At 54.3% G+C, this 24,855-nt stretch carries 20 protein-coding genes; 13 read left to right on the top strand and 7 right to left on the bottom strand.

All coding sequences use genetic code 11. The annotated features are described in order from the left end of the window. Nucleotides 1-17: 17 nt before the first annotated feature. The gene (locus tag ACTJIK_RS03530; RefSeq protein ID WP_440644924.1) at nucleotides 18-905 is read left to right on the top strand and encodes a 1-acyl-sn-glycerol-3-phosphate acyltransferase; all 888 of its coding nucleotides are present in this window, start codon (nucleotides 18-20) and stop codon (nucleotides 903-905) included. Here the strand turns inward: ACTJIK_RS03530 and ACTJIK_RS03535 are convergent. Next, nucleotides 885-1,901, bottom strand: a complete 1,017-nt coding sequence (locus ACTJIK_RS03535) for a VOC family protein (protein WP_440644925.1) — start codon at nucleotides 1,899-1,901, stop codon at nucleotides 885-887. The two genes, ACTJIK_RS03530 and ACTJIK_RS03535, sit on opposite strands and share 21 nt — an antisense overlap. 9 nt (nucleotides 1,902-1,910) lie before the next feature. Continuing rightward, on the bottom strand, nucleotides 1,911-2,705 hold the full coding sequence (locus tag ACTJIK_RS03540; RefSeq protein ID WP_440644927.1) for an SDR family oxidoreductase: 795 nt from the start codon (nucleotides 2,703-2,705) through the stop codon (nucleotides 1,911-1,913). A gap of 335 nt (nucleotides 2,706-3,040) precedes the next feature. On the opposite strand from ACTJIK_RS03540, the gene ACTJIK_RS03545 reads away from it, so the two are divergent. The 4 genes from ACTJIK_RS03545 (at nucleotide 3,041) to ACTJIK_RS03560 (ending at nucleotide 8,658) form a co-directional block, all read left to right on the top strand. Further along, complete coding sequence (locus ACTJIK_RS03545; protein WP_440644928.1) at nucleotides 3,041-5,182, top strand: alpha-L-fucosidase; 2,142 nt, start codon at nucleotides 3,041-3,043, stop codon at nucleotides 5,180-5,182. Nucleotides 5,183-5,528: 346 nt separating this feature from the next. Then, nucleotides 5,529-5,933, top strand: a complete 405-nt coding sequence (locus tag ACTJIK_RS03550) for a hypothetical protein (RefSeq protein ID WP_440644929.1) — start codon at nucleotides 5,529-5,531, stop codon at nucleotides 5,931-5,933. A gap of 132 nt (nucleotides 5,934-6,065) precedes the next feature. Then, nucleotides 6,066-6,821 (top strand): murein L,D-transpeptidase catalytic domain family protein, encoded by a 756-nt coding sequence (locus tag ACTJIK_RS03555; RefSeq protein ID WP_440644930.1) that lies wholly within the window; start codon nucleotides 6,066-6,068, stop codon nucleotides 6,819-6,821. A gap of 46 nt (nucleotides 6,822-6,867) precedes the next feature. Beyond that, a complete protein-coding gene (locus tag ACTJIK_RS03560) occupies nucleotides 6,868-8,658 on the top strand; it encodes a glycoside hydrolase family 9 protein (protein ID WP_440644931.1) in 1,791 nt (596 codons plus the stop codon). 7 nt (nucleotides 8,659-8,665) lie between these two features. On the opposite strand, the gene ACTJIK_RS03565 is transcribed toward ACTJIK_RS03560, so the two are convergent. Further along, complete coding sequence (locus ACTJIK_RS03565; RefSeq protein WP_440644932.1) at nucleotides 8,666-9,217, bottom strand: RNA polymerase sigma-70 factor; 552 nt, start codon at nucleotides 9,215-9,217, stop codon at nucleotides 8,666-8,668. Between the two features lie 180 nt (nucleotides 9,218-9,397). Here ACTJIK_RS03565 and ACTJIK_RS03570 point away from each other — a divergent pair, with 180 nt between their 5' ends. The 4 genes from ACTJIK_RS03570 (at nucleotide 9,398) to nagA (ending at nucleotide 17,083) form a co-directional block, all read left to right on the top strand. Then, a complete protein-coding gene (locus ACTJIK_RS03570) occupies nucleotides 9,398-10,378 on the top strand; it encodes a FecR family protein (RefSeq protein ID WP_440644933.1) in 981 nt (326 codons plus the stop codon). Between the two features lie 272 nt (nucleotides 10,379-10,650). Then, nucleotides 10,651-14,184, top strand: coding sequence for a TonB-dependent receptor (locus ACTJIK_RS03575; RefSeq protein WP_440644934.1), 3,534 nt, complete (start codon nucleotides 10,651-10,653; stop codon nucleotides 14,182-14,184). Between the two features lie 19 nt (nucleotides 14,185-14,203). After that, a complete protein-coding gene (locus ACTJIK_RS03580; protein ID WP_440644935.1) occupies nucleotides 14,204-15,955 on the top strand; it encodes a RagB/SusD family nutrient uptake outer membrane protein in 1,752 nt (583 codons plus the stop codon). Between the two features lie 24 nt (nucleotides 15,956-15,979). Beyond that, on the top strand, nucleotides 15,980-17,083 hold the full coding sequence (nagA, locus tag ACTJIK_RS03585; RefSeq protein WP_440644936.1) for an N-acetylglucosamine-6-phosphate deacetylase: 1,104 nt from the start codon (nucleotides 15,980-15,982) through the stop codon (nucleotides 17,081-17,083). A gap of 61 nt (nucleotides 17,084-17,144) precedes the next feature. Here nagA and ACTJIK_RS03590 read toward each other — a convergent pair whose 3' ends face one another. The 4 genes from ACTJIK_RS03590 to ACTJIK_RS03605 are packed head-to-tail and all read right to left on the bottom strand — an operon-like array spanning nucleotide 17,145 to nucleotide 20,634. Next, nucleotides 17,145-17,693 carry a hypothetical protein gene (locus ACTJIK_RS03590; protein WP_440644938.1) on the bottom strand — a complete coding sequence of 183 codons (549 nt, stop codon included), beginning with the start codon at nucleotides 17,691-17,693 and terminating at the stop codon, nucleotides 17,145-17,147. Nucleotides 17,694-17,752: 59 nt separating this feature from the next. Continuing rightward, on the bottom strand, nucleotides 17,753-19,240 hold the full coding sequence (locus ACTJIK_RS03595; protein ID WP_440644939.1) for an autotransporter domain-containing protein: 1,488 nt from the start codon (nucleotides 19,238-19,240) through the stop codon (nucleotides 17,753-17,755). After that, the gene (locus ACTJIK_RS03600) at nucleotides 19,215-19,796 is read right to left on the bottom strand and encodes an RNA polymerase sigma factor (protein WP_440644940.1); all 582 of its coding nucleotides are present in this window, start codon (nucleotides 19,794-19,796) and stop codon (nucleotides 19,215-19,217) included. Before ACTJIK_RS03600 ends, ACTJIK_RS03595 begins: the two co-directional genes overlap by 26 nt. 58 nt (nucleotides 19,797-19,854) lie before the next feature. Next, on the bottom strand, nucleotides 19,855-20,634 hold the full coding sequence (locus ACTJIK_RS03605; protein ID WP_440644942.1) for an RDD family protein: 780 nt from the start codon (nucleotides 20,632-20,634) through the stop codon (nucleotides 19,855-19,857). Nucleotides 20,635-20,691: 57 nt separating this feature from the next. Here ACTJIK_RS03605 and ACTJIK_RS03610 point away from each other — a divergent pair, with 57 nt between their 5' ends. From ACTJIK_RS03610 to ACTJIK_RS03625, 4 genes are read left to right on the top strand one after another with little or no spacing between them, the layout of a single operon-like run. After that, nucleotides 20,692-21,678, top strand: a complete 987-nt coding sequence (locus ACTJIK_RS03610; protein WP_440644944.1) for a stage II sporulation protein M — start codon at nucleotides 20,692-20,694, stop codon at nucleotides 21,676-21,678. Then, nucleotides 21,675-22,607 carry a DUF4129 domain-containing protein gene (locus ACTJIK_RS03615; RefSeq protein ID WP_440644946.1) on the top strand — a complete coding sequence of 311 codons (933 nt, stop codon included), beginning with the start codon at nucleotides 21,675-21,677 and terminating at the stop codon, nucleotides 22,605-22,607. Before ACTJIK_RS03610 ends, ACTJIK_RS03615 begins: the two co-directional genes overlap by 4 nt. Further along, nucleotides 22,604-23,866, top strand: a complete 1,263-nt coding sequence (locus tag ACTJIK_RS03620) for a DUF4350 domain-containing protein (protein WP_440644947.1) — start codon at nucleotides 22,604-22,606, stop codon at nucleotides 23,864-23,866. The genes ACTJIK_RS03615 and ACTJIK_RS03620 overlap by 4 nt, the downstream gene beginning before the upstream one ends. After that, a complete protein-coding gene (locus tag ACTJIK_RS03625) occupies nucleotides 23,866-24,846 on the top strand; it encodes an AAA family ATPase (protein ID WP_440644948.1) in 981 nt (326 codons plus the stop codon). The genes ACTJIK_RS03620 and ACTJIK_RS03625 overlap by 1 nt, the downstream gene beginning before the upstream one ends. Nucleotides 24,847-24,855 lie beyond the last annotated feature (9 nt).

Here is a 24,855-nt window from a genome sequence, read left to right on the forward strand (position 1 = left end):
CGAACGTGTTGTATGCATTGTTGAAAATCTGGGCCAGGCTGGCTTTATGGTGTTATTGCGGGAAGATCACGTTCCGTTACAAAGGCGGCAACGCGCCCTGCATCCTGGCCTGCACCCACCCCAATTCTTTCCTGGACGCCATCGTGATGGGATCCCATATGCCGCGCAGCCTGCACTTCCTCGCCCGCGGCGACGCTTTCCGCAAACCGCGCGTAGCCTCCGTGCTGAAGGCCATGCACATGATCCCCATCTTCAGGCTGAGCGAAGGGAAAGAGAACCTCCAGCGCAATGAAGAAACTTTTAACCTCTCGCTGAACGTGCTCCGGCAAAACGGCTGCATCCTCATATTCCCGGAAGGTATCTGCGTGAATGAGCATAACGTGCGCCCGCTGAAGAAAGGCACGGCCAGGCTGAGCTTCAGCGCCTGGGAAGAGCCGGGGCTGGACGATCTCATGATCCAGCCGGTATCCATCAACTACAGCTCGTTCTCCGCCGTGCCGAAACACATCGAGGTAACATTCGGGGAACAGATCCGGAAGGGGGATGTAAAAACGGTGAGGGAACTGAACGACCTGCTGCACGACCGCCTGGAAGCCGGCATGCAGCCTGCCGCCACACGGAAAGGCCATTCTATCCTGCTGGCCCTGCCCGCGTTGCTGGGGTATATCACGCAGCGCTGGTTCTATGTTTGCTGGCGGAATTTTGCGAAGAAAAAAACGAAGAATACGGTGTTCTACGATTCAGTGGTGTTTTGCCTGCTGATGCTGACCTATCCCATTTTCGTACTGGCGGTCACGTTATTGCTGGTATTGACAATAGGCCCATGGGGCTGGCTCGCGTTGCCGCTGTTGCCTTTCACCGCATGGGCCTATAAAGAATATCGTTTATTTCACACGGCTGAGTGACAGCATGCGGATCATCCAGTCCGGCAGCGGCTTCTCCAGCGAACGTTTTTTCAGGTTCAGGTAAAGCCCCCACTTCTTGAACAGGGGAACCTTGTGGGTTTCCACCAGCTCTATCAGCGTACCGTCCGGGTCTTCGATATAACAGAAGCGGCCCGCCGCGCTTTCCATCGCAAAGGAATCCTCACTGTCGATAGAGAAAGTATAACCATGCGCCAGCGCATGTTCTTTCAGCGCGCACATATTGATCACGTCAAAACAAAGGTGGATGAAACCGCAGTCGCCCCAGAAACGGTTGTCGTAGATCTTCACGGGCTCGCGGTCCAGCGCCTGCACCAGCTCTATTTCAGCGGAGCCCAGCAGCTTGTTGAACGCGCCGATGCCGCCGGGATGCTTGCGGAGCAATACTTTCCGGAACGAAGGCGTGGTTTCGTCGTAGATCATGTCGCGGATGCCCAGGATGTCGCGGTAAAAACGGATGGCTTTATCCATATCCCGCACGCCGATCACCGCGCCGGATACGCCGCCGCAAACGCCGCTGTTGTTGTGGAACCAATGATGGCCGGGCACGAATTCGAAGTGGTTATTGTTGGCATCCGTTACCAGGAAGCGCATGTGACCTTCGGCGTCCTTGTAAGGTTCGCCCACCTGCAGGCCTTCGTATTGAAGCAGGTGCTTGCGCGCGGCGGAAAGATCGCGGCATTTGATCTTGGCGGCATAAATGCCGAGGTCGCCGTACTGCGGTTTCAGTAAAGGTTCCGCGGGCTGCCGGTCCTGGAACTGCCATATCTCGAAGCCGCCGCCGCCTTGCATATTCAGGGAAAGCACTGCCCTGCGGCGATATACGGTGCCTCCTGTGTAAGGCGTCATCAGGGCGGCTTCGGACGTGTCGTCGAAAATGAGCACGTTCATGCCGAAGTGGTCCTTATACCCTAACATGGACTCGCGCACGTTCTTCACGCCGATCCCTATTTGCTGTATTCCTGTGATATATGCCATAATAAAGGATTATGATTGTTTCATCCCGGCTTTCCGGGCAATGGTATAGTATAGCGGGCTGATGTTCTTTCGCAACCACCAGAGCACTCTTTCGCTCCTGGCGATGATCACGTGTCTTTCTTTCCTTCTCATCGCTTTCAGTATCCTGGCGGCACAGTCTGCTACCGGGATGCCGTTTGCCTGTCCTTCGTCCATCTGGTTATGTGCGGCGCCCGAAGCGGTCACTGCGTTCAGTGAAATGGGTGTGTTCACACGCCCCGGGCTTACGATCGTAATATAGAAACCGGGAATGGTGTGCTCCACCTGCAGGGTTTCGAAATAACCTTTCAGCGCGTGCTTGGATGCGGCATAGGTCGTTCTGAGCGGGAAGCCCATCAGGCCGGCCATGCTGCTCACCACCACTACCTGGCCGCTCTTCCGTTCGCGGAAATGCGGTAAAAGCTGGCGGGTGAGCATTACCGGCGCAAAAAAATTGATTTCCATCAGCCTGCGCTCCACTTCCGGCAGCGTGTCTTCCGCCAGCGCGCGTTGTGTTATGCCTGCGTTATTGATCAGGATATCCACCTGGTTGAAAGCCGTCAGCGCGGCTGCGGCCAGCTCAGCCGTGGCATCCTTTTCGAGGTCCGCGGGCAGCAGCTGGCAAGGCGTTTCGCATTGCTGCCGCACTGTTTCCAACGCGGCGGCGTTCCTGCCGGTGAGTATCAGCCTGGCGCCTTCGCGGGAAAGCTGCCTGGCCAGTTCTGCTCCTAATCCTGATGATGCGCCTGTGATCCACACCACTTTGTCTGAAAAATAACCCATCATGATGTTCTTTCGCGCAATATAGAGTGCAAACCTTTAACGAAACCCTCCCCGGCAAATTGTGCCGTTCCGGTTCCGAGGATGCAGCAATCTTCATGCGGCTGCCTGGCTAACGCCGGCATTGAATGTTAAAATCGCAGGGTGCAGCGTGGCGCTCGTTTTCATTTGTTGTGCACGTATTTCCTGGCTGTGGTATAGATTTTTAGCGCCGGCATCCCTGCAAGCTGTACGGTAAGACCAATGTTATGCGTATTCACACTCATCATCTCAGTCGAACAGTTGTAGTTGATACAGGCTGAAGATAAGCAATTTTAAAAATCTTTTAATACCTTGAACGGATGAAAAGGATATTGTATATCATGGCGGCCTGCCTTCTGGCGTATTCCGGCGCTTCGGCGCAGATAAGCCCGGCTGCCATGCAGAAATGGAAAGACCGGAAATACTCCATGTTCATCCACTTTGGCGTGTACTCCAAACTGGGAGGGGTATGGGAGAACAAACCCGTCAGCCGCGGCCTCAGCGAACAGATCAGGGCGCACGCCGCCGGCTTGTACAGCGACACCTATGAAGAAGTAGCCGCCGCCTTCAACCCGGAAAAATGGAACCCGGACAGCATCGCCATCCTGGCGAAGAACGCCGGCATGGGCTCCATCGTGATCACTTCCAAGCACCACGATGGCTTCGCCCTCTGGGATTGCGCCTTTACCACCTTCGACATTATCGATGCCACGCCTTATAAAAGAGATATCCTCAAAGAATTGTCTGAAGCCTGCAAGCGCCATGGTGTTGCATTTGGACTGTACTTTTCGCTCATAGACTGGCATTTCCCCGCGGCCATGCCAATTTCCGGCCACAACTCAGACTCCATTCCGCCGGATCATCACACCTATAATAAGAACCAGGTGACTGAACTGCTCAGCAAATACGGCCCCGTGTCCGAACTGTGGTTCGACATGGGCAGCATGACCCTCGCGCAAAGCCAGGAAATGCGTGAGCTGGTTCACCGCCTTCAACCCGATTGCCTCATCGGCAGCCGCATTGGTAATAATATGGGCGACTTCACCGTGATGGGCGACAACCAGGAGCCCGACTATATCATCGGCGTTCCCTGGCAAAGCCCTGCTTCGTTCTTCCACGAAACCTGGGGCTACCGTTCCTGGCAGGAGCGGGGCGACATCCGTAAAAAAGAAAGGGAAAAACTCACCAGCCTCGTGCGGGTGGCTTCCCGCGGTGGCAACTTCCTGCTTAACATTGGCCCCAAAGGCGATGGAGCCGTTGTGCCTTTCGAAGAAGAAGCGCTGCTGGCCATCGGCAGCTGGCTCAAAAAGAACAGCGACGCCATTTACGGCACGCAGCCCGATCCCTTCCACGTGCCCTTCAGCTGGGGAAGCATTACCAGCCGCGAAAACAGGCTCTACCTGCACCTGATGACCCGGCCGGAGAATAACACGATCCTGCTGCCGGGCCTGAAGGGAAAGATCGCCAAAGCCTACCTGCTGGAAGATAAAACGCCTGTAAAGACCAGCGCCAGCGCAGCCGGCATCACCGTGCAGGTGCCCGCCGGGCTGGACGTAAGCCAGTGGTTCAAAGTGATCGTGCTGGAAATACCGGGCGGTTATACCGTTCCCCCGGTGAATATCCAGCCGCTGAACAAGCCGCTGGTGCTGGACAACGATAACGCCTTTAAATATTTCAGCAACGCAACGGTAGATTACAATACCAGCTTCACCAGCACCATTCAAAACGCCTGGACGCTGGCGCCCGCCAGTAGCGGTACTTACAAGCCGGTGCTTACTTATGCCGCCGAAGAAAAAGGAAAGAAGATAAGCCTGCGGCTGGGCGCAAACACCAGCGAAGTGGAGCTAAGCAACGGCGAAGAAATAAAACTGGATAACGATGTGAACAGTATAAAATTCGGCGGACTATACCTGCAAGGCCCGATGTTCTCCGGTGTAGGCGGCACCCATGGCGATCTGCATACCCTGGACCCGGACAAGCCCTGGCCCGGCAACAACGGGAAGCCCTGGGTGAAACATGCGGAATATAAGAACAGTACAAGCTATACGCTGCCCGCTGGGTTGATGACGGGTTATTATGTTTTACAGGAGATCTCTTCCCCGCGCCGGCAACAGCTGCTCGTGAAAGTGACCAGCGGCGATGCGGTAATGGTATTCCTGAACGGGAAGAGTTTATTTATCCAGAATAACCCTTACAAAAAAGACAGTATCGTCCATTACGTGCTGTTGCCGCTTTCCGAAGGAAAGAACCAGCTGGTGGTAAAGCTTTTCAATCATTTCAAACGCTCCCTTCCTTTCAATATCGATTATGCCGTGCCGCAGGTTTATTACCGCAAAACCCTGCCTGCAATGCAGATGGAGAAAGGGAAATATTACCCGGTAAGCTGGAAGCTGGCCCACCCGCTCACGCCGCATGATGAGATGGGAATGCCGAACCTGAGGCTGGAAGTTTCAAAGCAATAAATTATCCAATTATTTATGCCGATGTCGGCAGAAGCCCGTCTTTGCGCGAAAACACCGTCATTGCGAGGAGCAGCAGGGCTAAAGCGGGAGGGGCGACGAAGCAATCTCCTTCATTGGATTGATAGACGCAATATCGGGAGATTGCTTCGTCGCGCTTCCTCTGGCAAAGAGCCTCCTGCTGCTCCTCGCAATGACGAGACGAGCTTCCTGTCGAACAGGGTGTCTTGTTACTCCTCGCAACGGGCTTTGTTGGTCAACGTTGGCTTATCAAGAGAATGATAAGGAAGCCCCATCTGGCAACCGCCGCTGCATAATTTGCGTATAACCCATAACTAACCACCACTTTATGAAGCAGCTTATCCTCCCCGGCCTGTTCTTCCTGGCGTTCTTCACCGCCTGTTCTTCCCGCAGCGATAACAATCCCCGTGCTGTAACCGACGGCGCCTGGCGCGTGAGCCACTTTTCAGAACGCGGTGATGATGAAACCGGGGATTTTTCCGGGTATACGTTCACGTTTGCGGGCAACGGCAGCGCTTCAGCCGTAAAGCAGGGCGCCGGCAAATCCGGCAGCTGGTCGCTGAACAGCACCAGCACCCGCTTTTCCATTGATTTCGGGCCAAAAACAGATGCCAATAAACCATTAGGCGAGCTTACGGACAACTGGATGGTCATTTCCCTCACCGACCGGGAGATCAAACTTACCGATGACAATGCCAGCAGCGCCGAGTTTCTGACGTTTACAAAGAACTGATACTCAATGGTACATTTTTGACTGGAATTAGACAATTCAATGAATGTAACAACAATACCCATGTAATAATTTTCGTATCTTTGTGCCTCACAACAACCATTATTGAAAAACCGTTTTTGTTAAAAGAAAGATATGAAGTGGATGAATTTACGCATTAGCAAAAAAAGATATGTACTCCCTTTCCTGGCATTGACTTCCCTGTTTAGTCTCAAAGTTTCGTCGGTCGGTAAGAAAAACAGCGGTGTAATCGCTCCGGTAGCTGTTGCTCCTGTTGTTTCCGCCTCGGCTGCTTTGTATGAGAACCTTTCGCTGGATTCCCTCGGGCTTTCCCGCGAGGCTTACGAATATGCCATTGTAGGGTACGACCGTCTCCTGAAAGAAGGAAAGCTGCGCAATGATGATATATTATCTATCGTGGATTTCAGCCTGCCTTCCACACAGAAGAGGCTGTTCGTGATAGATATGGCATCGGGCAAGCTGCTCTTTAATTCCCTGGTAAGCCACGGCAGGAACTCCGGTAAGAACATGGCCACAGACTTTTCCAACTCTCCCGAGAGTTTCAAAAGCAGCCTTGGTTTTTACGTGACCGGCAACACCTACCGCGGCCAGCACGGGTATTCGCTCAGGCTCGAAGGCGAAGAGGAAGGCATCAATAACAACGCCATGGAAAGAGGTATAGTGATGCATGCGGCGGATTATGTGAATGAAACGCTCGGCCGCAGGCAGGGTTATATCGGCAGAAGCCTCGGCTGTCCTGCTGTTCCCGTGGGGCTGCATAAAAAGATCATCAGCAAGATACAGAACGGCACCTGCCTGTTCATGTACAGTCCCGATGTGAAATACCTCTCTGCGTCCAAAATACTGCGCCAGCAACAGCAGGCTGCATAACGGTTCATAAAGCCCGGATTGTCTTATTTTTGAACATATCCGGACCATGATGAAACGTTGCATACTCTTTTTGATCTTTTTACCATTACTGATAGCTGCAAAAAAAGAAACGCCGGAAGCGTATATCCGAATCAATCAACTCGGGTATCTGCCTTCCGGCGTTAAAGTTGCGGTTTGGGGAAGCCTTTCTCCCGCTTCCCTTCAGTCCTTCCAGCTCATAGATTCCGCCAGCGGCAAAGCGGTGTTCACCGCACCGGCAGGCAAGGCTTTCGGCAGCTACGGCCCCTTCGCGCAATCGTACCGGCTCGATTTTTCCGCATTTTCAAAACCAGGCATTTATTATCTGAAAGCGGGCAACACCCTTTCTCCCGTATTCCGCATCGGCAAAGATGTATACAAAGGCGCGGCGGATTTCTGCCTGCGTTACCTGCGGCAGCAGCGCTGCGGTTTTAATCCTTTCCTCAAAGATTCCTGCCATACCTTCGACGGCTACACGCTTTACGGCCCCATGCCCGACAGTACAAGGATAGACGCCACCGGCGGCTGGCACGATGCCAGCGATTACCTTCAATACTCCACCACTTCCGCCAATACGGTTTACCATCTCCTCGCGGCCTACCGCGATTTCCCGCGGGTATTCGCAGACCAGCACAACGCCAGCGGCCTGCCCGGAAGCAACCGTACCGCGGATGTGCTGGACGAAGCCCGCTGGGGGCTGGACTGGCTGCTGCGCATGCATCCGCAAAGCGGCTGGCTGTTCAACCAGGTAGCGGACGACCGCGACCATCGCGGCATGCGTATTCCCGCGCTGGATTCTTTTTACGGGCGCGGCTTTGAAAGGCCGGTCTACTTCTGCTCAGGCAAGCCGCAGGTGCAGGGCGTGAAATACAAAAAGATGAACAAAAGCACCGGCGTGGCTTCCACTGCCGGCAAGTTTTCCAGCGCGTTCGCACTGGGCTATTCCATCTTGCAAAATGAAGATCCCGCGTATGCTGAGAAACTGAAAACAAAGGCCGGCACTGCTTACGCATTAGGCGTACAGCAACCTGGCGTGCAGCAAACCGCCTCGGTGTTGTCTCCCTACATCTACGCGGAAGACAACTGGACGGACGATATGGAACTGGCCGCCGCGCGCCTGTTTGCCATCACGAAAAATAAACGTTACCTCGCGGAAGGCATGCGGTACGCCGCCGGAGAAACCGTTACACCCTGGCTGGGCGCAGATACCGCCAACCATTACCAATGGTATCCTTTCATCAATATCGGGCATTACGAAATGGCCCGCCTGGCGGAAAGCGCAGCGAAAAAGAAATTGCTGGACTATTATAAGACCGGCATTGAAAAGGTATGGCAGAAAGCGAAAGGCAATGCATTTTACCGCGGCGTTCCTTTCATCTGGTGCAGCAACAACCTTACCGCCGCTTTCGCGATACAATGTTACTGGTACCAGTCGCTGAGCGGGAAGAATGATTACGCCGCGCTCGCACAGGCAAACGTGGACTGGCTTTTCGGTTGCAATCCCTGGGGAACGGCCATGGTATATGGGCTGCCGCAGCATGGCGATACGCCGGTGGACCCGCATTCCGCTTTCACGCACCTTAAAAATTACCCGGTAGACGGCGGCCTGGTGGATGGCCCGGTGTACGGCAGCATTTACAACAGTCTTATCGGCATCCGCCTCGCGGAGCCGGACGAATACGCAGCTTTTCAAAGCAGCCTCGTGGTGTACCACGACGATTACGGGGATTACAGTACGAACGAACCGACGATGGACGGCACTGCGTCATTGATCTACCTGCTGGCGTTGAAGGAAAATGAAGGGGTGAAGAAGAAGTAGCCGGTATCTACAACCAGCTGATCAAAAAACCAATGAGCACGGTCGTGCGCTGCAGCCCGTTGCGCAGCAAGCGCAGGGCCTTGCGCATATGCTGCTCTACCGTGTTCACGGAAATACCGGAACGTTCGGCGATCTCCTTATTGCTCAGTTCTTCCGAACGGCTCAGTAAGAACACCTGGCGGCATTTGTCGGGCAGCTGCTGGATGGCGTCCGCCATCTGCAGCGAAAGTTCTTTATGGGAGAGGTAAGTTTCCACATCGTTGAGCGCGGCGGGCGGCCGCGTTTCCTGGAACACTTCGTATTTGTGATGGATGTACTGGCGGTGCAGGTAGTTCAGCACGCGGTTGCGGAGCGCGGTGAAAATATAGGCTTTGAAAGAAGTGTGAATATCGAGGCGGTCTTTCCGTTCCAGCAATTCCAGGAATACTTCCTGTACAAATTCGCGGGCAATTTCCTTATCGCCCGTCTTTTCATATGCTTTCCTGAGCAACATAACGGCATACCGTTGGTACAAGGCGTCAAACGCGGCCTGGTCGCCCTTTTTCCAGCATGAGAGCAAATCTACGTCCGTATGGTGTGTATAGTGTGGGATAGACTTTGGTTGTTAGCGTAAGTTAAATGTAAGGAAAAATAAGGGCTATTTTCAAAGTCAAAACAAAAAGAAATATTTTTTTAACAGTGGTAACGGTTTAAGTTTAATTGTTTGTCCTATTGGGTAACATTCGTATAATTACAGCCTATGGGCCTGATCGATCTAAAAGCACTGTTGGAAAAATATAAAGCCGGAACCTGCACCCCGGAAGAGCTCCGGGCGTTGGAAGAATGGTATGAAGCCTGGCGCCATCCTGATGCCGGGCACGTTCAATGGAAGCCCGACGAAGAACTGGCGCAGGAACTGTTGCAGGATTTCCGGGAAATGCGCCGCAGCAAAGAGGCCATGTTCCGCACAGGCGCAGGCAATACCTGGTGGAAAGCCGCCGCAGTGGCCTTGCCCATCATCGGCATCGGCGCATTGCTCTGGATCAGCCGTCCTTCTGTGAAAGAACCGGCTCCCGGGCCGGTGTTGGCGGTAGTGCCGGCGAACCCGGACAGCAAACGTTTCATCCTGCTGCCTGATAGTAGTACCGTGGTACTGCGTGAGGGCAGCACCCTCATATATCCCAACGTTTTTAAAGGCGGTGCACGTGAAGTGACGCTCACCGGCGAAGGGTATTTCGACATCAAAGAACAGCCCGGCAAACCCTTCCGCATCCGCTCCGGCAAGCTGATCACCACCGTGCTGGGCACCGCGTTCAACATCAAAGCATATCCCGGCCAGCCTTCCGTGACCGTAACCGTCACCAGGGGAAAGGTGAAGATAGAAGAAGGCGGCAGCAATAAGCTCCTCGGCATCCTCGAACCCGACCAGCAGATCGTTTACGAAAACGAAACGGCCGCCACCAAACCCGTGAAAGCCGTGGAAACCATGGCCTGGGTGAAAAAAGGAATGAACTTCAACTCCGTGCCCTTCGAAGAAATTGCGCGGAAGATCGGGGAACAATACCAGGTAAAGATCGGCTTCTCCAACGATGCGCTCCGGCAATGCCGCATCCACGCTACGTTCGAAGGCACCGAAACGCTCGATAAAATACTGTATATCTTATGCACTGTAGGGAACAGCACTTATACTGTCCGGAACAATGAAGTGACGATCCATGGGGAAGGTTGCATGAAAGAGTAACACGATACGCACACGCTAACAATGTTCAGTTGCCAAAATCTTATGCCATGATCCGGAAAATATCTCCGCCTTCCTGATACTATGGGTATGAAAAAACCCCTCCGTACTGTGGTAGGTCGGGAGGGGCCTCGCTTAAAACTTAAACAGCCCTGGGGCTGATTCTTCATCATTTTAAACTATTGCAATTTATGCAAAAATCAGCGGTTTTTGCTAAAGACAGGCTATTGCCTGCTCTTACATCAGCAGTTTATTCCACGCAAATGCGTTTCATTATGAGAATGAGCCTCACCACCATCATTTGCATGCTGGTTAGCATTCACCTCCTGTGGGCGACGCCCATCAAAGGCCAGGCGCTGGATGATAAAAAGATTACCATGGAAGCGTCTGACGTAACGCTCGAAAAAGCGTTGTCGCTGGTCGAAAAGTTGTCCGGGTTTCACATTGCCTACGCTTCCGAAAAAGTGGAGCGTTACAGCCGCGTGAAGCTCCACATGGCTACCCGCAGCGTGAGCGCCACCCTGGCCGCCCTCCTGAAACAAACCGGCCTGGGCTACCAGCTCACGGATAAAACCATTATGATCGTTCCCAAGCGGGATGAGCCCTTTGTGGCTGCCGCCTTTCAACCCGCGGACACGACCATTGAAGTGAAAGGTAAAGTGACGGACGAAACCGGCAGCCCCATGCCGGGCGTATCCGTTCGCGTGAACGGCACCACCAGGGGCGTGTTCACCGACGGCCTGGGAGCATTCACGCTCTCCGCCGGCCGCGGGCAGGTGCTGGTGTTTACCTCCGTGGGCACTATCCCGCAGGAATATGTGGTCAGGAATGCTACCAATATCAGCATCGTGCTGAAGACAGACAGCCGCAAGCTGGAAGACATCGTGGTAGTAGGTTACGGCAGGCAGCGCAAGGCTAATCTCACCGGCGCCGTTTCTTCGGTAGACGTAAAGCGCACGCTGGAATCGCGCCCCATCACCGACGTGGGCCGCGGCCTCCAGGGCTCTGTGCCGGGCCTCACCATTACAACGGCCAGCGGCGACCTCGGGCGCAATCCCAATATCAGGCTGCGCGGCATGACCGGGTCGCTGAACGCCGGAGCGGCAGGCGCCCAGCCTCTCATCCTGGTGGATAACGTGGAGATACCCAGCCTGCAGATGATCAACCCGCAAGACATTGAATCCATATCGGTATTAAAAGACGCCGCTTCCGCTTCCATTTACGGCACCCGCGGCGCATGGGGCGTGATACTTATCACCACCAAGTCCGGCGCCAAAGGAGCGCCCGCCGCCATCAACTACACCAACAACTTCTCCTGGAGCCAGCCTACCGCCGTGCCCGAAATAGCCGGCGCCGTGGAAGGTGCGGAGGCCGTGATCCTCAACCGCCGCCGCTCCACCAACAACCCCGCCATCAACTCCTTCGGCGTACTCGGCATGTACTTCGACGATATCGGCATCCAGAAAATGAAAGAGTGGCAAGAGAAATACGCCGGGCAGGACCTGGGCGACGAAATGGTGCCGGGCCGCGACTTCGAGATCAGGAACGGCAACTTCTATCCCTACCGCCCCTGGGACGTTAACGAACGGTACATGAAGAAGTTCGCCTTCCAGCAGAAACACGACCTTTCCGTAACCGGCGGCGGCGATAAGACCAGCTACCACCTTGGCCTGGGTTATCTCAACCAGACCGGGATGCTTAAATTTAAAACAGACCGCTTCGACCGTTACAACGCCACCCTCAGCGTAAACTCCACCGTAAAAGACTGGCTGGACGTGAGAGGGAAAATGATGCTTTCCCAATCCAAACTCGAAACACCATTCTCCTTCTCCGCCGCGCAGCTGGGCCCCTGGTATTACCTCTACCGCTGGCCGAAAGTGTACCCCTACGGCACCTACCAGGGCAAACCCTTCCGCAGCGCCGTAACCGAAACGCAGCAGGGAAAAATGGACGAGGATAAGAACACCTTTACCCGCGTGCAGGTAGGCGCCACGCTGAGGCCGTTGAAAGACCTGACCATCGATGTGGACTACACATACTCCAGCACCAACCAGCACATCCACTCCGTGGGCGGCGAAACCGGCGCTATCAACTTCTGGTTCGGCAACTTCAGCTACGTGCCCAACTACCAGGGGCCTGAGTGGAACCGCGTAAAATATACTTCCAGCTGGAATGATATGAACACCGGCCGCGCATTTGCCACCTACACCAAAAATCTCGGTGAGAACCATCACCTGAAAGGCATGGTGGGCATGGACGTGGACCTTTTCCGCAACTGGTCGCAGGTATCTGAAAGGAGAGGCATGCTCGATCCCAACCTCGGAGAGATCAATCTTGCCATAGGCGACCAGTTTGTTTCAGGCAAACGCGGCCACTGGGCTACCAACGGTTATTTTGCGCGCATCAACTACGATTATAAAAACAAGTTCCTGCTGGAAGTGAACGGCCGTTACGATGGTTCGTCCAAATTCCCGAAGCACGACCAGTTCGGTTTCTTCCCCTCTGTTTCCGCGGGTTACATTATTTCCGAAGAGCATTTCATGGAACTAGCCAAACCGGTTCTTACCTTCCTGAAACTGCGCGGCAGCTACGGTTCCATAGGCAACCAGAATGTGGGTGACGTTACTTTCCTGTCCGTTATGTCGTCCAGCAATTCCAACTGGCTCATCGGCAACAACAACATGATCACCTTCAGCACGCCGAACCTCGTGCCGCGCTCACTCACCTGGGAAACCATTTCCACCCTCGACTTCGGGCTGGACGCTCGTTTCCTCGAAAACAGGCTGGGCGTCACCTTCGACTGGTATAACAGGATCACGCAGGACATGATCGGCGAGGCGGTAGGTATGCCCGCCACCTTCGGCGGTTCCGCGCCCAAGGAGAATTTCGGTGAAATGCAGACGCGCGGCTGGGAGCTGGCCATCGACTATACCCATACCTTCGATAACGGCATCCGCGTAAACGTACTCGGCACCCTGTCCGACTTCCAGGAAGAGATCACCCGCTTTGCCAGCGCCACCACCAATGTATACCGCAATTACCAGGGCAAAAAGATAGGGGAGATCTGGGGATATGTGACAGACAGGCTTTTCCAGGAAAGCGACTTCACCAAGGTAGGCGACAAATGGGAACCCAAAGCCGGCATCCCCGACCAGGGCGCGCTCACGCAGGGCAGCTCGTGGTTCTACTACACACCCGGCGATGTGAAATACACAGACGTCAACGGCGACAACAAAATAACCTGGGGCTCCGAAACTACCGACGACCCGGGAGACCTTCGTGTGATCGGCAATTCAACCCCGCGCTACCAGTATGGCGTAAGGCTGGGCGCAGACTGGAAAGGCATAGACCTGGGCGTGTTCTTCCAGGGCGTTGGCAAAAGAGAGTTATGGCCTTCAGGCCCTATTTTCATCCCCGGCTTCAACGAGGCCGAAGCCTGGTACTCCCACCAGATGGACTACTGGACGCCGCAGCGCACCAACGCATTTTATCCCCGCCCCACCAATCATGACCGGGCTGAAAGCAATAAGAATTTTTTCCGCCAGAGCCGTTATTTGCTGGACATGTCGTACCTGCGCCTGAAGAACGTGACGCTGGGCTACACCCTTCCCGGCAGTATCAGCCGCAGGGCGCACATCAAAGCAGCCAGGCTGTACGTGAGCGGCGAAAACCTGCTCACCTGGGATAACATGTCCGTGCCCATCGACCCGGAGATCGATTACACCGCCGAACAAACGGATCGTTCCGCTTTCGGCAGGGTATATCCCTACCGCAAAGAATTCTCTTTTGGCCTTCAAATCACTTTCTAAAGCGAAAAACTGACTGGTTATGAAATCGAAAATATTATTCGTGGTATTGCTGGCGGCGCTGGGAGCAGGTTGTAAAAAAGATTTTCTCGTCCGCCTCCCGCTGGACCAGATGGAAGACGCCACTTACTGGACCAACGAGAACAACGTGCGCACTTTCGCGTATGGTTTTTATCCCACTTATTTCCCCGGCTACGGCCGCCTCTTCGACCTCGAAGTATACTTTTATTCCGGGCAGGCGCTGAACGATGATTTTGCGCCCACCGCGCCGGTGGCTTTCACCAAAACCGTTCCCGCGTCCGCCACCGGCACCGCCTGGAGTTTTACCAACGTGCGCAAAGCCAACATTATGCTGGAGCGCGTGCGCGGCATGGGCATGCTGGAAGAAGCCACACGCAACCACTGGGTGGGTGTGGCCCGCTTCTTCAGGGCCATGGCCTATTTCAAGCTGGTAAAAACCTATGGCGACGTGCAATGGTACGGCAAACCGCTGGAAGTGGCCGACGAGCAACAATTGTACAAGCCCCGCGACAGCCGTACATTGGTAATGGACAGCGTGCTGCTGGACCTGAGATTCGCGGCCGATAACATCCGCGATGCAGACGGCGAGAAAGGGCTGAATGTCACCAAATGGGTGGCGCTTGCTTTTATGAGCCGCGTCATGCTGTTCGAAGGCACCTGGCAGAAGTACCACCAGCTGAGTAACGATAAGAGCCGCGAATACCTGGAAGCCGCCAAGTGGGCGGCGAACGAAGTGATCACCAAAGGCGGCTATTCGTTCTCGCACAGCTACCGCGAATCCTTCAACTCGCTGGACCTCGCACCCAATAAAGAGATCATCCTTTACCGCCGCTATGCGCCGGGAATGCTCACACATTCGCTGATGAGTTACAACAATAAAGAACCGCAAACCGGGCCCAACAAGAACCTGATAGAAACGTACCTCTGTACGGACGGCTTGCCCATCGGCCTTTCCCCATTGTACCAGGGAGACAGGACCATTGAAAATGTGCTGGCTAACCGCGACAGCCGTATGCTGCACACCTTCAACCCTGAGCTTCGCCCCAACGGTTCGCGTACCCGCACGAACAACCTGGGCATCAGCACCACCGGCTATTGCACCTGGAAGTTCCTCAACGACGCGCTGCGCGAAGCGCCCACCGGCGAATCGAGCCTGAACGTTTCCCATGCCCCGGTGATCCGCCTCGGAGAAGTGATGCTCAACTACGCGGAAGCCGCGGCAGAACTCGGCGGGCTTACGCAGGAAGACCTGGACAAATCCATCAACAGGCTGCGCGCCCGCACCGTGGGCAATACCGCGCCGCTGCCTGCCTTGCAGGTGCTGGGCGGAGAGCCCGCGGTGAACGGCGCAGTGTACCACGACCCAAAGAAAGACGCAGATGCGAAAGTGACCTACATGATCTGGGAGATCCGCCGCGAACGCCGCGTGGAATTCTCCATGGAAGGCACCCGCTTCGATGACCTGCGCCGCTGGCGCAAGCTGGATTACATGGACACCCGCGTGCACACGGACCTCAACCGCGGCGCCTGGATCAAACGGAGCGAATGGCTGAAACCCAATCCCCCCGGCGGCTCATGGCTGAACAACGTTACGCTGGAAGGCCCGGAGGAAGGATACATCATTCCCTCGGTTTCTTCGCTGGCAGACCGGATTTATGACAACGATAAAGTATATTTGGAACCGATACCACAAGACCAGATCAAACTGTTTTCCGACAAAAAGGTAACCTTGTCGCAGAACAAAGGCTGGTAAGGCTCCATTTAAATTTTTTACATCATGCTTACAGCCCTCACCCAGGCGGTTATATTTACTGGAAAGGAAGAGATCAAAGGAAAAGCTTTATTACTGGACAACGGCATCGTGAAGGGCTGGACGGAAGAGGGGAACATACCATCGGATTTCCATATCATTCAACAGAGCGGCAGGTACATTACACCCGGCCTGCTGGATTTGCAGATTTACGGAGGAGGCGGTCAGCTGTTTTCAGACGACCCCTCCTCCGCTGCTTTGAAGAACATTGCGGACGCGCTGGTGAAGACCGGTATCACGGGCTTTTTGCCTACGCTGGCCACCAATGAAATGAGCGTTTTTGAAAAAGCGATAGACACGGTGAGGGACAACCCGCATCCCGCCGTGCCCGGCCTGCACCTGGAAGGGCCTTACATCAATCCCGTGAAACGCGGCGCGCATATTCTCTCCTGCATTAAAAGGCCGGAGCTGGGTGAAGTGAAAGCTTTGCTGGAAAGGGCGCAGGGCGCCATCAAAATGATGACCATCGCGCCGGAAATGTGCAGCCCCGAGGTGATAGCGCTCCTGCTTGCCAACGGCGTGATACTCTCAGCCGGGCACAGCAATGCCACTTTCAGCGAAGCCGCCGAAGGTTTCAAAAGAGGGATACAAACCGCCACCCACCTGTTCAACGCCATGAGCCCCTTCCATCACCGCGATACCGGGCTGCCGGGCGCGGTATACCAAAGCCAGGCCTTTGCCAGCATTATCCCTGACGGTATTCATGTGGATTACGAAGCATTATCGATTTCGAAAAAAGTAATGGGCGAACGCCTGTTCCTGATCACAGATGCGGTGGAACCCAGTACCGGCGCATATCCCCACGTATTCAAAGGCGACCGTTATACCCTTACGGACGGCACTTTGTCCGGCTCCGCCATCAGGCTGCTGCAAGGGGTGGATAATTGCGTGAAACATGCGGGCATTGGCCTCGCAGAAGCTTTGCGCATGGCGTCCACTTATCCCGCGCAGGTGATCGGCCACCCGGAAAGAGGCCTGATCACGCCGGGCCAGCCTGCTTACCTAACCATTTTCGACGGGCAATTCCAGGCCTGTGGCGTTTACATTAAAGGAGAATTTTTCGGGGCATAAAAAAAGAGTTGATGCAGGAATACATCAACCCTTTGTCCTATGTCACCAGTTATTGAAGCTATCAGCGGGGAAACGACTTCGGGTTGATGTTAACCACGTTGTCGTGCGCCCAGCTGATGGTATAACCGGCGCTGGTGGCGGTCAGCTGGCCATGGTAAGTTGCTCCCACGATCGTAATGCTGAAGGGCCTTGTGCCGTTGGTGAATGACTGATGCCATACTTTCCGCTTTGCCACGGACGGGCCGGGATTGTAGGGATACGCAGCATAAGCCCTTGTTACATTGATGCTCCAGCCGGAATCCACGTTGTTGCTGTAAGTTTCCAGCAATACGTTTTCGCTGGGGAAAGTATTGGTGCTTTCAATTTCCAGCAGCACGGCGGTGTCATTCACAGAAGAGGGCGTAACGTTCAGCCCTTCGATGCGGAAGTAAGTGCTGTCAATGGGCGGCACTGTGTCCGTGGAATCAATAGAATCGGTAGGGATGCTGTCTTTCAGGGTGGCCAGGTTGAATTTGGCGTCTTCTTTGGACAATACGGCTTCCTGGCTGCAGCTGAAAATCGTGCAGGCGGTTACAAGCATAAGCAATGGCAATAAAGAAATTCTTTTCATAGAATGTTTTGTTTTATACTATGAAAGACGGGCGTGTGATATGAAAAGGTTGGGTGAGATCAGTTTTTTCTCCTGAAATAATACCGTACCTGCAGTTCCAGGCTTTGCCGGTTGGGATAACCGGGGACGTCGTTCACGAATCCTTTGCCGCTGCTGCCGCCCCAGCCCAGGTTGTACTGCAGCCCGATGCGCAATGCAGGGCTCAGCCGGTAATCCACACCGGCCTGCCATTGCAGGAAATTCCTGCCGGGAAGTTTATGGGCGTTGAAACGGTCCGGGTAACGCGGCAGGGAATCGTGCGGGATGTTGTAGCTGCCCGGGAGCGTGCTATCCGTTCCCTGCTGCATCAGCTGGTACTGGTAGGTGATGCCGGTGAACACAGACCATTTGTCAACGGTATACACCAGCTGTATGCCGAGGTTGGCGTGCAGTGTGCTTTTGAGGGTGAAATAAGTGCGGGCCGTGTCCACTTTGAAGGTGGTGCCGGTATCGGACTTTACATCCTGGTAAAAATGTTCGTAAGAATTGTTGGCGCCGGTGAGATAAGTGAATCCCGCTGAAGGCCGTATGATGAGTCCCGGTGAAAGGCCGAAGCTGTATCCGGCCTGTAAATTCCCAGCCCAGGTGCCGTGATCCGCAGCCATGATGGCAGCTTTCAGGTTGAGCGGGCTGAATTTTGGAATGGGGAAATCATGCGGTTTCAGCGGAATCAGCCTGTCAGCGGCAGAGAGTTTTTTCTCCGTTGCGGCGCCGGGATAAACGGGTTGAAGATGAAGGGAAGCTGTTGAGGAATTTCGTATTTCGACATTTGTATTGTCCCGGTCTTCATTTCCAGCGGCTTTTTCCTTCACGTTTTCGTTCTTTTTTATCTTTCCCTCGTTTTCAATCTTCCCGGCAGCTTTTGCATTATCTATACTTTTTTTGCCGCCTTTGTCACTCTCGGCCCCGGACTTTTCTTCGTCCCTGGCCTGTTTCAGAATATTCGGGTTCTTTTTGGCACTGTTTGTATCTTTCGCTGTATCCGAATTCGTTTCATCATTACTTTCCGTATCCCGGGCTTCTTTCACGGCATCTGCATTCTTATTAACGGCTCTGATTTCTCCTTCATTCTCTGCATCCGCATTCCTTTTGCCATCGTTCACGTTTTTCGCAGCACCTGCGATTTCTTCGGCGCCCTTATGCTTATCAGCGGAATCCTTCACTGCGCTCGCAACTTTTTCATCGCGTTCATCATTATCTTCCTTTTCATTTCCTTCAATCCGGGTAATAGCTTCCGGTTGCGCCCCCGCCTCTCCATTCGCGCTACCCGTGGCCTGCGGGCCATTCCCGCTGTTGAACAAAAACAACAAACCAACTAACAGCAACACAACCACCTCAGCCAGCAGGAACCACCAGCCCTTGCCGGCCGGCGGGGGAGCTTCCTGCCCGTCCAGCATATGACGCAGCTGCTCCCAGGCCTGCTGTTTCAGTGCAGGCGCGGCAGGCTCCGGCTCCTGTTGGGCCGCAGCTTTCAGCAATCGCTCAATATCCTGTTCTTGTCCGTTCATATTGTTGGTTGAGTAATACTTTTAAAAGCCGCTTCCCTTCAGATACATGCCACTTGGACGTACCCGTGCTGATGCCCAGCATGGCGCCGACCTCCTTATGGGAATAGCCCTCGATAATAAAAAGATTGATCACCATCCGCGTGGCGGGCGGCAAATAATGCAGTAATTGCAGCAGCTCTTTGTATGCCGCCTGGTCGTGCCCGTCCGCCAGCGGCAGATGCGGCGGCAACGGCGCCGTTTCCAGCTGCCGCCGGTGCTCCCTGAAATAATCGGCCGCCGCATGGTGGATGATCCTGCGCAGCCAGCCTTCAAAACTCCCGCTTCCGCTGTATTGCCCGATCTTCGCAAATGCCCGCAGGAACCCGTTGTTCAGTATGCTGATGGCCGCATCCTGGTCCGGGAAGGTGCGCTTCACCACGGCCAGCATTTTGTCGAAAAAATGCATGTACAGCTTCTCCTGGCTCAAACGGTCATGCCTCCGGCAACCCTCCAGCAACAATGCAAGGTGGTCCGGCTCAGCGGCCGCGCCGGGTGTATATGGAGGTTGTGGTTCCAACTGGACTATCTTACAAGACGCCCTTTTCGGAAGGGAAGGTTGGGTCGGGGAACAAAAATTATCTTCTCGTTACGAGATAATTGTAATCATTCAGCAGGGTTTCCAGGAACTGAACATCGTCCATATCGGTTTCTATGTGCAATACTTCCTTGATCCTCAAGGCAATGCGCTCCGCCATGGAAGTGTCGCCGCTGCGGGAAACGCTGTCCAGCACGGATTTGATCTTGCTCAGGTCCCGGTCGCTGAGCCGCAGGATCTGCGAGAACTGCGGGGTATAGTCCGCCTGGTGTATTTCCCGGAAGATCGTATCCTCGATGGTATGCCGCTCCCTGGTGCGCACGAGGATGGTGCCCGCCGCCAGGTCGCCCAGGCGCTGGTTGTACGGGCTTCTCAGCACCACGATCAGCGGCAATACGCCGAAAACCAGCGACAGCAGGGCCGCCCATGCATCCTGGTCTTCCATCAGCGAAAAAATAAAGATGAGGGTGAATATCGGCGATTCCACGAGCCGGAACATCCAGCGCAGCAGTATCTGGCTCAGGCTGGGCACATTGCCCATCAGGCTCACCACCTTAATGTCCATCACCCTTTTGCCCAGGCTCTGCCCTTTCATGAGCAGCTCGGAAATGAGATAATAAAACGAAACCGGCAGCCCGATCAGCAAAATACCAGCCATATTGCTGTTGAGCCCCGCTTTGCTGAGGAAAAAGCTCATCAGCCAAAGATATGCGCCCCTTATCAGCAGGTCTATGAGGTAAGCCACGCCCCTGCGCCCCAGGTCCGCCGCCTCAAACTCCAGGTCTATGTTAAAAACTGTAGGTATTTTGATAATAGGCATAAACAAATTTAAAATTTATTATATTTCCACCTCAGTAATTTTTATGACCCGTACCGCATGAGAGAAGCTTCATTTATAAAACGGAACCTGGAAAGGTGGAAGAAGATCCGGGAGGAGCCCACCGAAGACCCGGATGTGATGGCGGAACGATTCACTTCCCTGCTTGATGACCTTGCTTATGCCAAAACTTTCTATAGCCACAGCAAAGTAACCCACTACATCAACGGCATGGCCTCGGGCATATTCCAGCGCATATACCGCAACCATAAAGGCGATAAAGGCCGCATCCGGAATTTTTTCTATTACCTGCTGCCGCTGCTCATCCGCAAACATCACCGCCTGTTCCTTTTCACCTTCTGCTACTTCCTGCTGTTCTGCATCATCGGCGCATTTTCGGCGGCGCACGACGAAACCTTTGTGCGCGGCGTGCTGGGAGACGGGTATGTGAACATGACGGAGGAGAACATCGCCAGCGGCGATCCTTTCGGCGTATACAAAAATGAAAATGAATGGCTGATGTGGGTGCGCATTGCGTACAACAACATCCAGGTGAGCATGATCTGTTTCGTAATGGGCATTGCCTTTTCGGCGGGCACCCTGTGGATATTGTTCAAGAACGGCATCATGCTGGGTTCTTTCCAGTATTTCTTTTTCGCGAAAGGCCTGGGCTGGCCCTCGGTGCTCGTGATATGGATACACGGCACGCTCGAAATATCTTCCATCATCATCGCCGGCACGGCGGGTATGATCATGGGCAACAGCCTGCTGTTCCCCGGTACGCATACGCGCACGGAGTCGTTGAAACGTGGCGCCATGGAAGGTTTGAAGGTGATCGTGGCGCTGGTGCCCATCTTCATCGTGGCGGCTTTCCTTGAAAGCTTCGTCACCCGCCACACCAGCATGCCCCTGGCGCTTAGTATCAGCATCCTCGCATTATCAGCGGCTTTCATCATATGGTACTTCGTGATCTACCCCATCAGGGTGGAAAAAACGGGTTACCGGCTTGATGCGGACAGCAAACTTCTAAAACCAGCCGCAGCATGAAGCCTGTAAGATATTGGATAATGCCGGTCCTTTTCTGCTGTGCGCTCCAGGCAACGGCGCAGGATAATAAACAAAAGGAAAAGGACTTCGATGAGAACGAGTGGCGCGTGATAGACTCCACCGGCGAGGATAGCGTGGTGGAAGGGGATATTGATGACGCTTATGCGGACACTCTTGTAACGGAGGAAACAGACACTGCCTATGCGGAAGCAGAAGCCTACGACAATTCCACCCTCGAACAAAAAATATGGAACGGCGTTACACCCTACTCCCGCTGGGACCGGCAGCCCGTGGGCGACTGGGACGAAAGCGCGCAGGTGCGCCTGGTGATACGCCCCGTGAAGAAGGCCGATATGGAAGAGCTGCGGAAGATGAAAGCGCTGAACTATGAAAAGGACGAGAACCCGGGCATAGAAGAGAAAAAAGGCGGCTGGTTGTACGAGCTGGGCGCATGGGTGAGGAGGAACGATGATGCGGTCATCTGGGCCTTCTACATTTCCCTCGGCGTTTTATTGCTGGGTGTGCTGGTACTGTTTATTAAAAAGAACGATATCGCTTTCCGCTGGTCTTCCGGCGGCGGCAAAAATTATAATGGCCCGGAATCCGCCATGGACGAAGGCCCGCAGAACTACGACGGCCTGGCCCGCACCGCCATCGCGGAAGGCAGGCTGAGGGATGCCGTGCGCTTCCGTTACCTGCACACGCTGCAATTGCTGGAAGCACGGCAGCTCATAGCGCCGGGGAAAGATAAAACGAATATGGATTTCCTGCGCGAGCTTTCCCGCACCGCTTTCCATAAACCATTTGCCGCATTAACGCTGCATTACGAATATGTCTGGTACGGAAAGCTGCCGCTCAGCAACGGGCAGTTCACCCAGCTGGACGATCAGTTTGCCGCATTTTCCCAATCCATCAAACAGCTCTCGTGAGAACCGGCTTCATCATAGGCATTTGCGTTATTATCCTGGCATTGATCATGCTGATGATCATCGGTTCCAACACGCGGAGCGGGGGCGGCCGCGCGGAAGAGAGTCGCCTCCGCCCGGGAATGGCCACCTACAGCAGCCGCGACAAAGCGCCTTTTGGGAGCTACGTGCCGTTTAAGGTGATGGAGAATTTTTTCCAGGGCACCAAACCGAAAACCGTCACCCGTTCTTTCGCTAAAACATACGCCAGCACTTCGGGCCTGAAAGGGCAGAACAACGCCTACATCATCGTAGCGGAACACCTGTGGCTGACGGAGGCGGATGCCCAAGCCATGTCTTCCTACGTGCAGGACGGCAACAAACTTTTCCTGGCCATAGAAGAAACAGACTCGCTGCTGGAATCCACTTTCGGGTTCAAGGTGAAAGAAGAAACGCCGGTTCCCGCACCGCTCGTTCTGATCAACAAAATTTCCAGGGATTCCATTGTAACGCAGCATTTCTCCAACCCGCATTTCGGGGCAGATACAACGTTTACCGCCAGGGGCATAACGCTCAACGGCCACCTCGCATCGCCGGACTCCGGTATCATCACGATCCTGGGCACCAACGAACGCCATCAGCCGAACTTCTTCCGCGTACCGCATGGTAACGGGCAGCTGATCGTGATGCTGAACCCCATGACCTGGACCAATTATTTCCTGCTGAAGAAAAACAACATCAGGGCGCTGGAGCTGCAAATGGCCTATTTGCCCGAGTTTCCGCATAACGTGTATTGGGACGAATTTTACAAACACCTCTACGGCCCGCAGCGCGATGATTTTTCGGACTGGCAGGTGCTGCTGAAACATCCTTCCCTGCGCTGGGCCCTGATCCTGGCCCTGGTGCTGCTGCTGCTCTACATTTTGTTCGAAAGCAAGCGCCGCCAGCGGCTGATACCGCCCAAACCCGTACTGGCCAATACCTCGCTCGATTTTGCGGAAACCCTCGGGAGGCTTTATTACCTGCATCACAACAACAGCAACCTGGCCAATAAAATGACCCAGCATTTGCTGGAATATATCCGGCAGAATTATTACCTGAACACCAGCGCCATTTCCACTGAATTCGTGACCGCGCTCAGCCGTAAATCGGGCCAGCCGCGGGAATTTATAGAACAGCTGATGAACATGGTCATGGAAGTTAAACTGGCCGGCAATATCAGCGATGAACAATTACAGCACTATTATAACAGCATCTATCTATTCTATTTAAAAGCGAAATAATGGAAATAAACACCTTTGAGCCCCGCACGGATCTCAGCGAGCTTCACGAAGCGATTGCGGCCATCAAAGCAGAGATCGCGAAAGTGATCGTAGGCCAGCACCAGATGGTGGACCTGCTCACGGCGGGCCTGCTGGCCAACGGCCACATCCTGATAGAAGGGGTGCCCGGCGTGGCGAAAACGCTTGCCGCCAAACTGCTGGCCGGGGCCATAGACGCCAAGTTCTCACGTATCCAGTTCACGCCTGACCTGATGCCGGCGGATGTGCTCGGCACCTCCATCTTCAACCCGCAGAGCAAGGAATTCGAATACAAAAAAGGCCCCATCTTCGGGAACATCATTCTCATAGACGAGATCAACCGCGCCCCGGCAAAAACACAGGCCGCGCTGTTTGAAGTGATGGAAGAGCGCCAGATCACCAACGACGGGCAAAGCCACCTGCTGGACCAGCCTTTTATGGTAGTGGCCACGCAGAACCCCATCGAGCAGGAAGGCACCTACCGCCTGCCGGAAGCCCAGCTGGACCGTTTCCTGTTCAAGATCGAGGTGAAATACCCTTCGCTCCAGGATGAGATCGCCATTCTCCAGGCCGCCAACACGCAGGGCGGGCAGCACCAGATGCTGGCGCAGGTACGGCCCGTTGTGACCGCCGCTACGGTGATCCGCCTGCAGCAGAAAGTGCGGGAAGTGCTCATGGAAGAAAAGCTGCTGCAATTCATTGCCAGCCTGGTGAACGAAACGCGCATGAACCCGAGCATTTACCTCGGCGCTTCGCCCCGCGCTTCCATTGCGGTGATGAACTGCGCAAAGGCCGTGGCTGTGATGAACAACCGCGATTTTGTAACGCCGGACGATATCGTGTACATCCTTCCGCACATCCTGCGCCACCGCATTGTGCTCACACCCGAACGTGAAATGGAAGGCATCACACCAGACGAGATCATTGCAGAAATCCTCAAAGCGGTGGAAGTACCGAGGTAAACAGGAATA

It is taken from the genome of Chitinophaga sp. 22620, from assembly GCF_052044405.1.
Lineage (GTDB): Bacteria > Bacteroidota > Bacteroidia > Chitinophagales > Chitinophagaceae > Chitinophaga.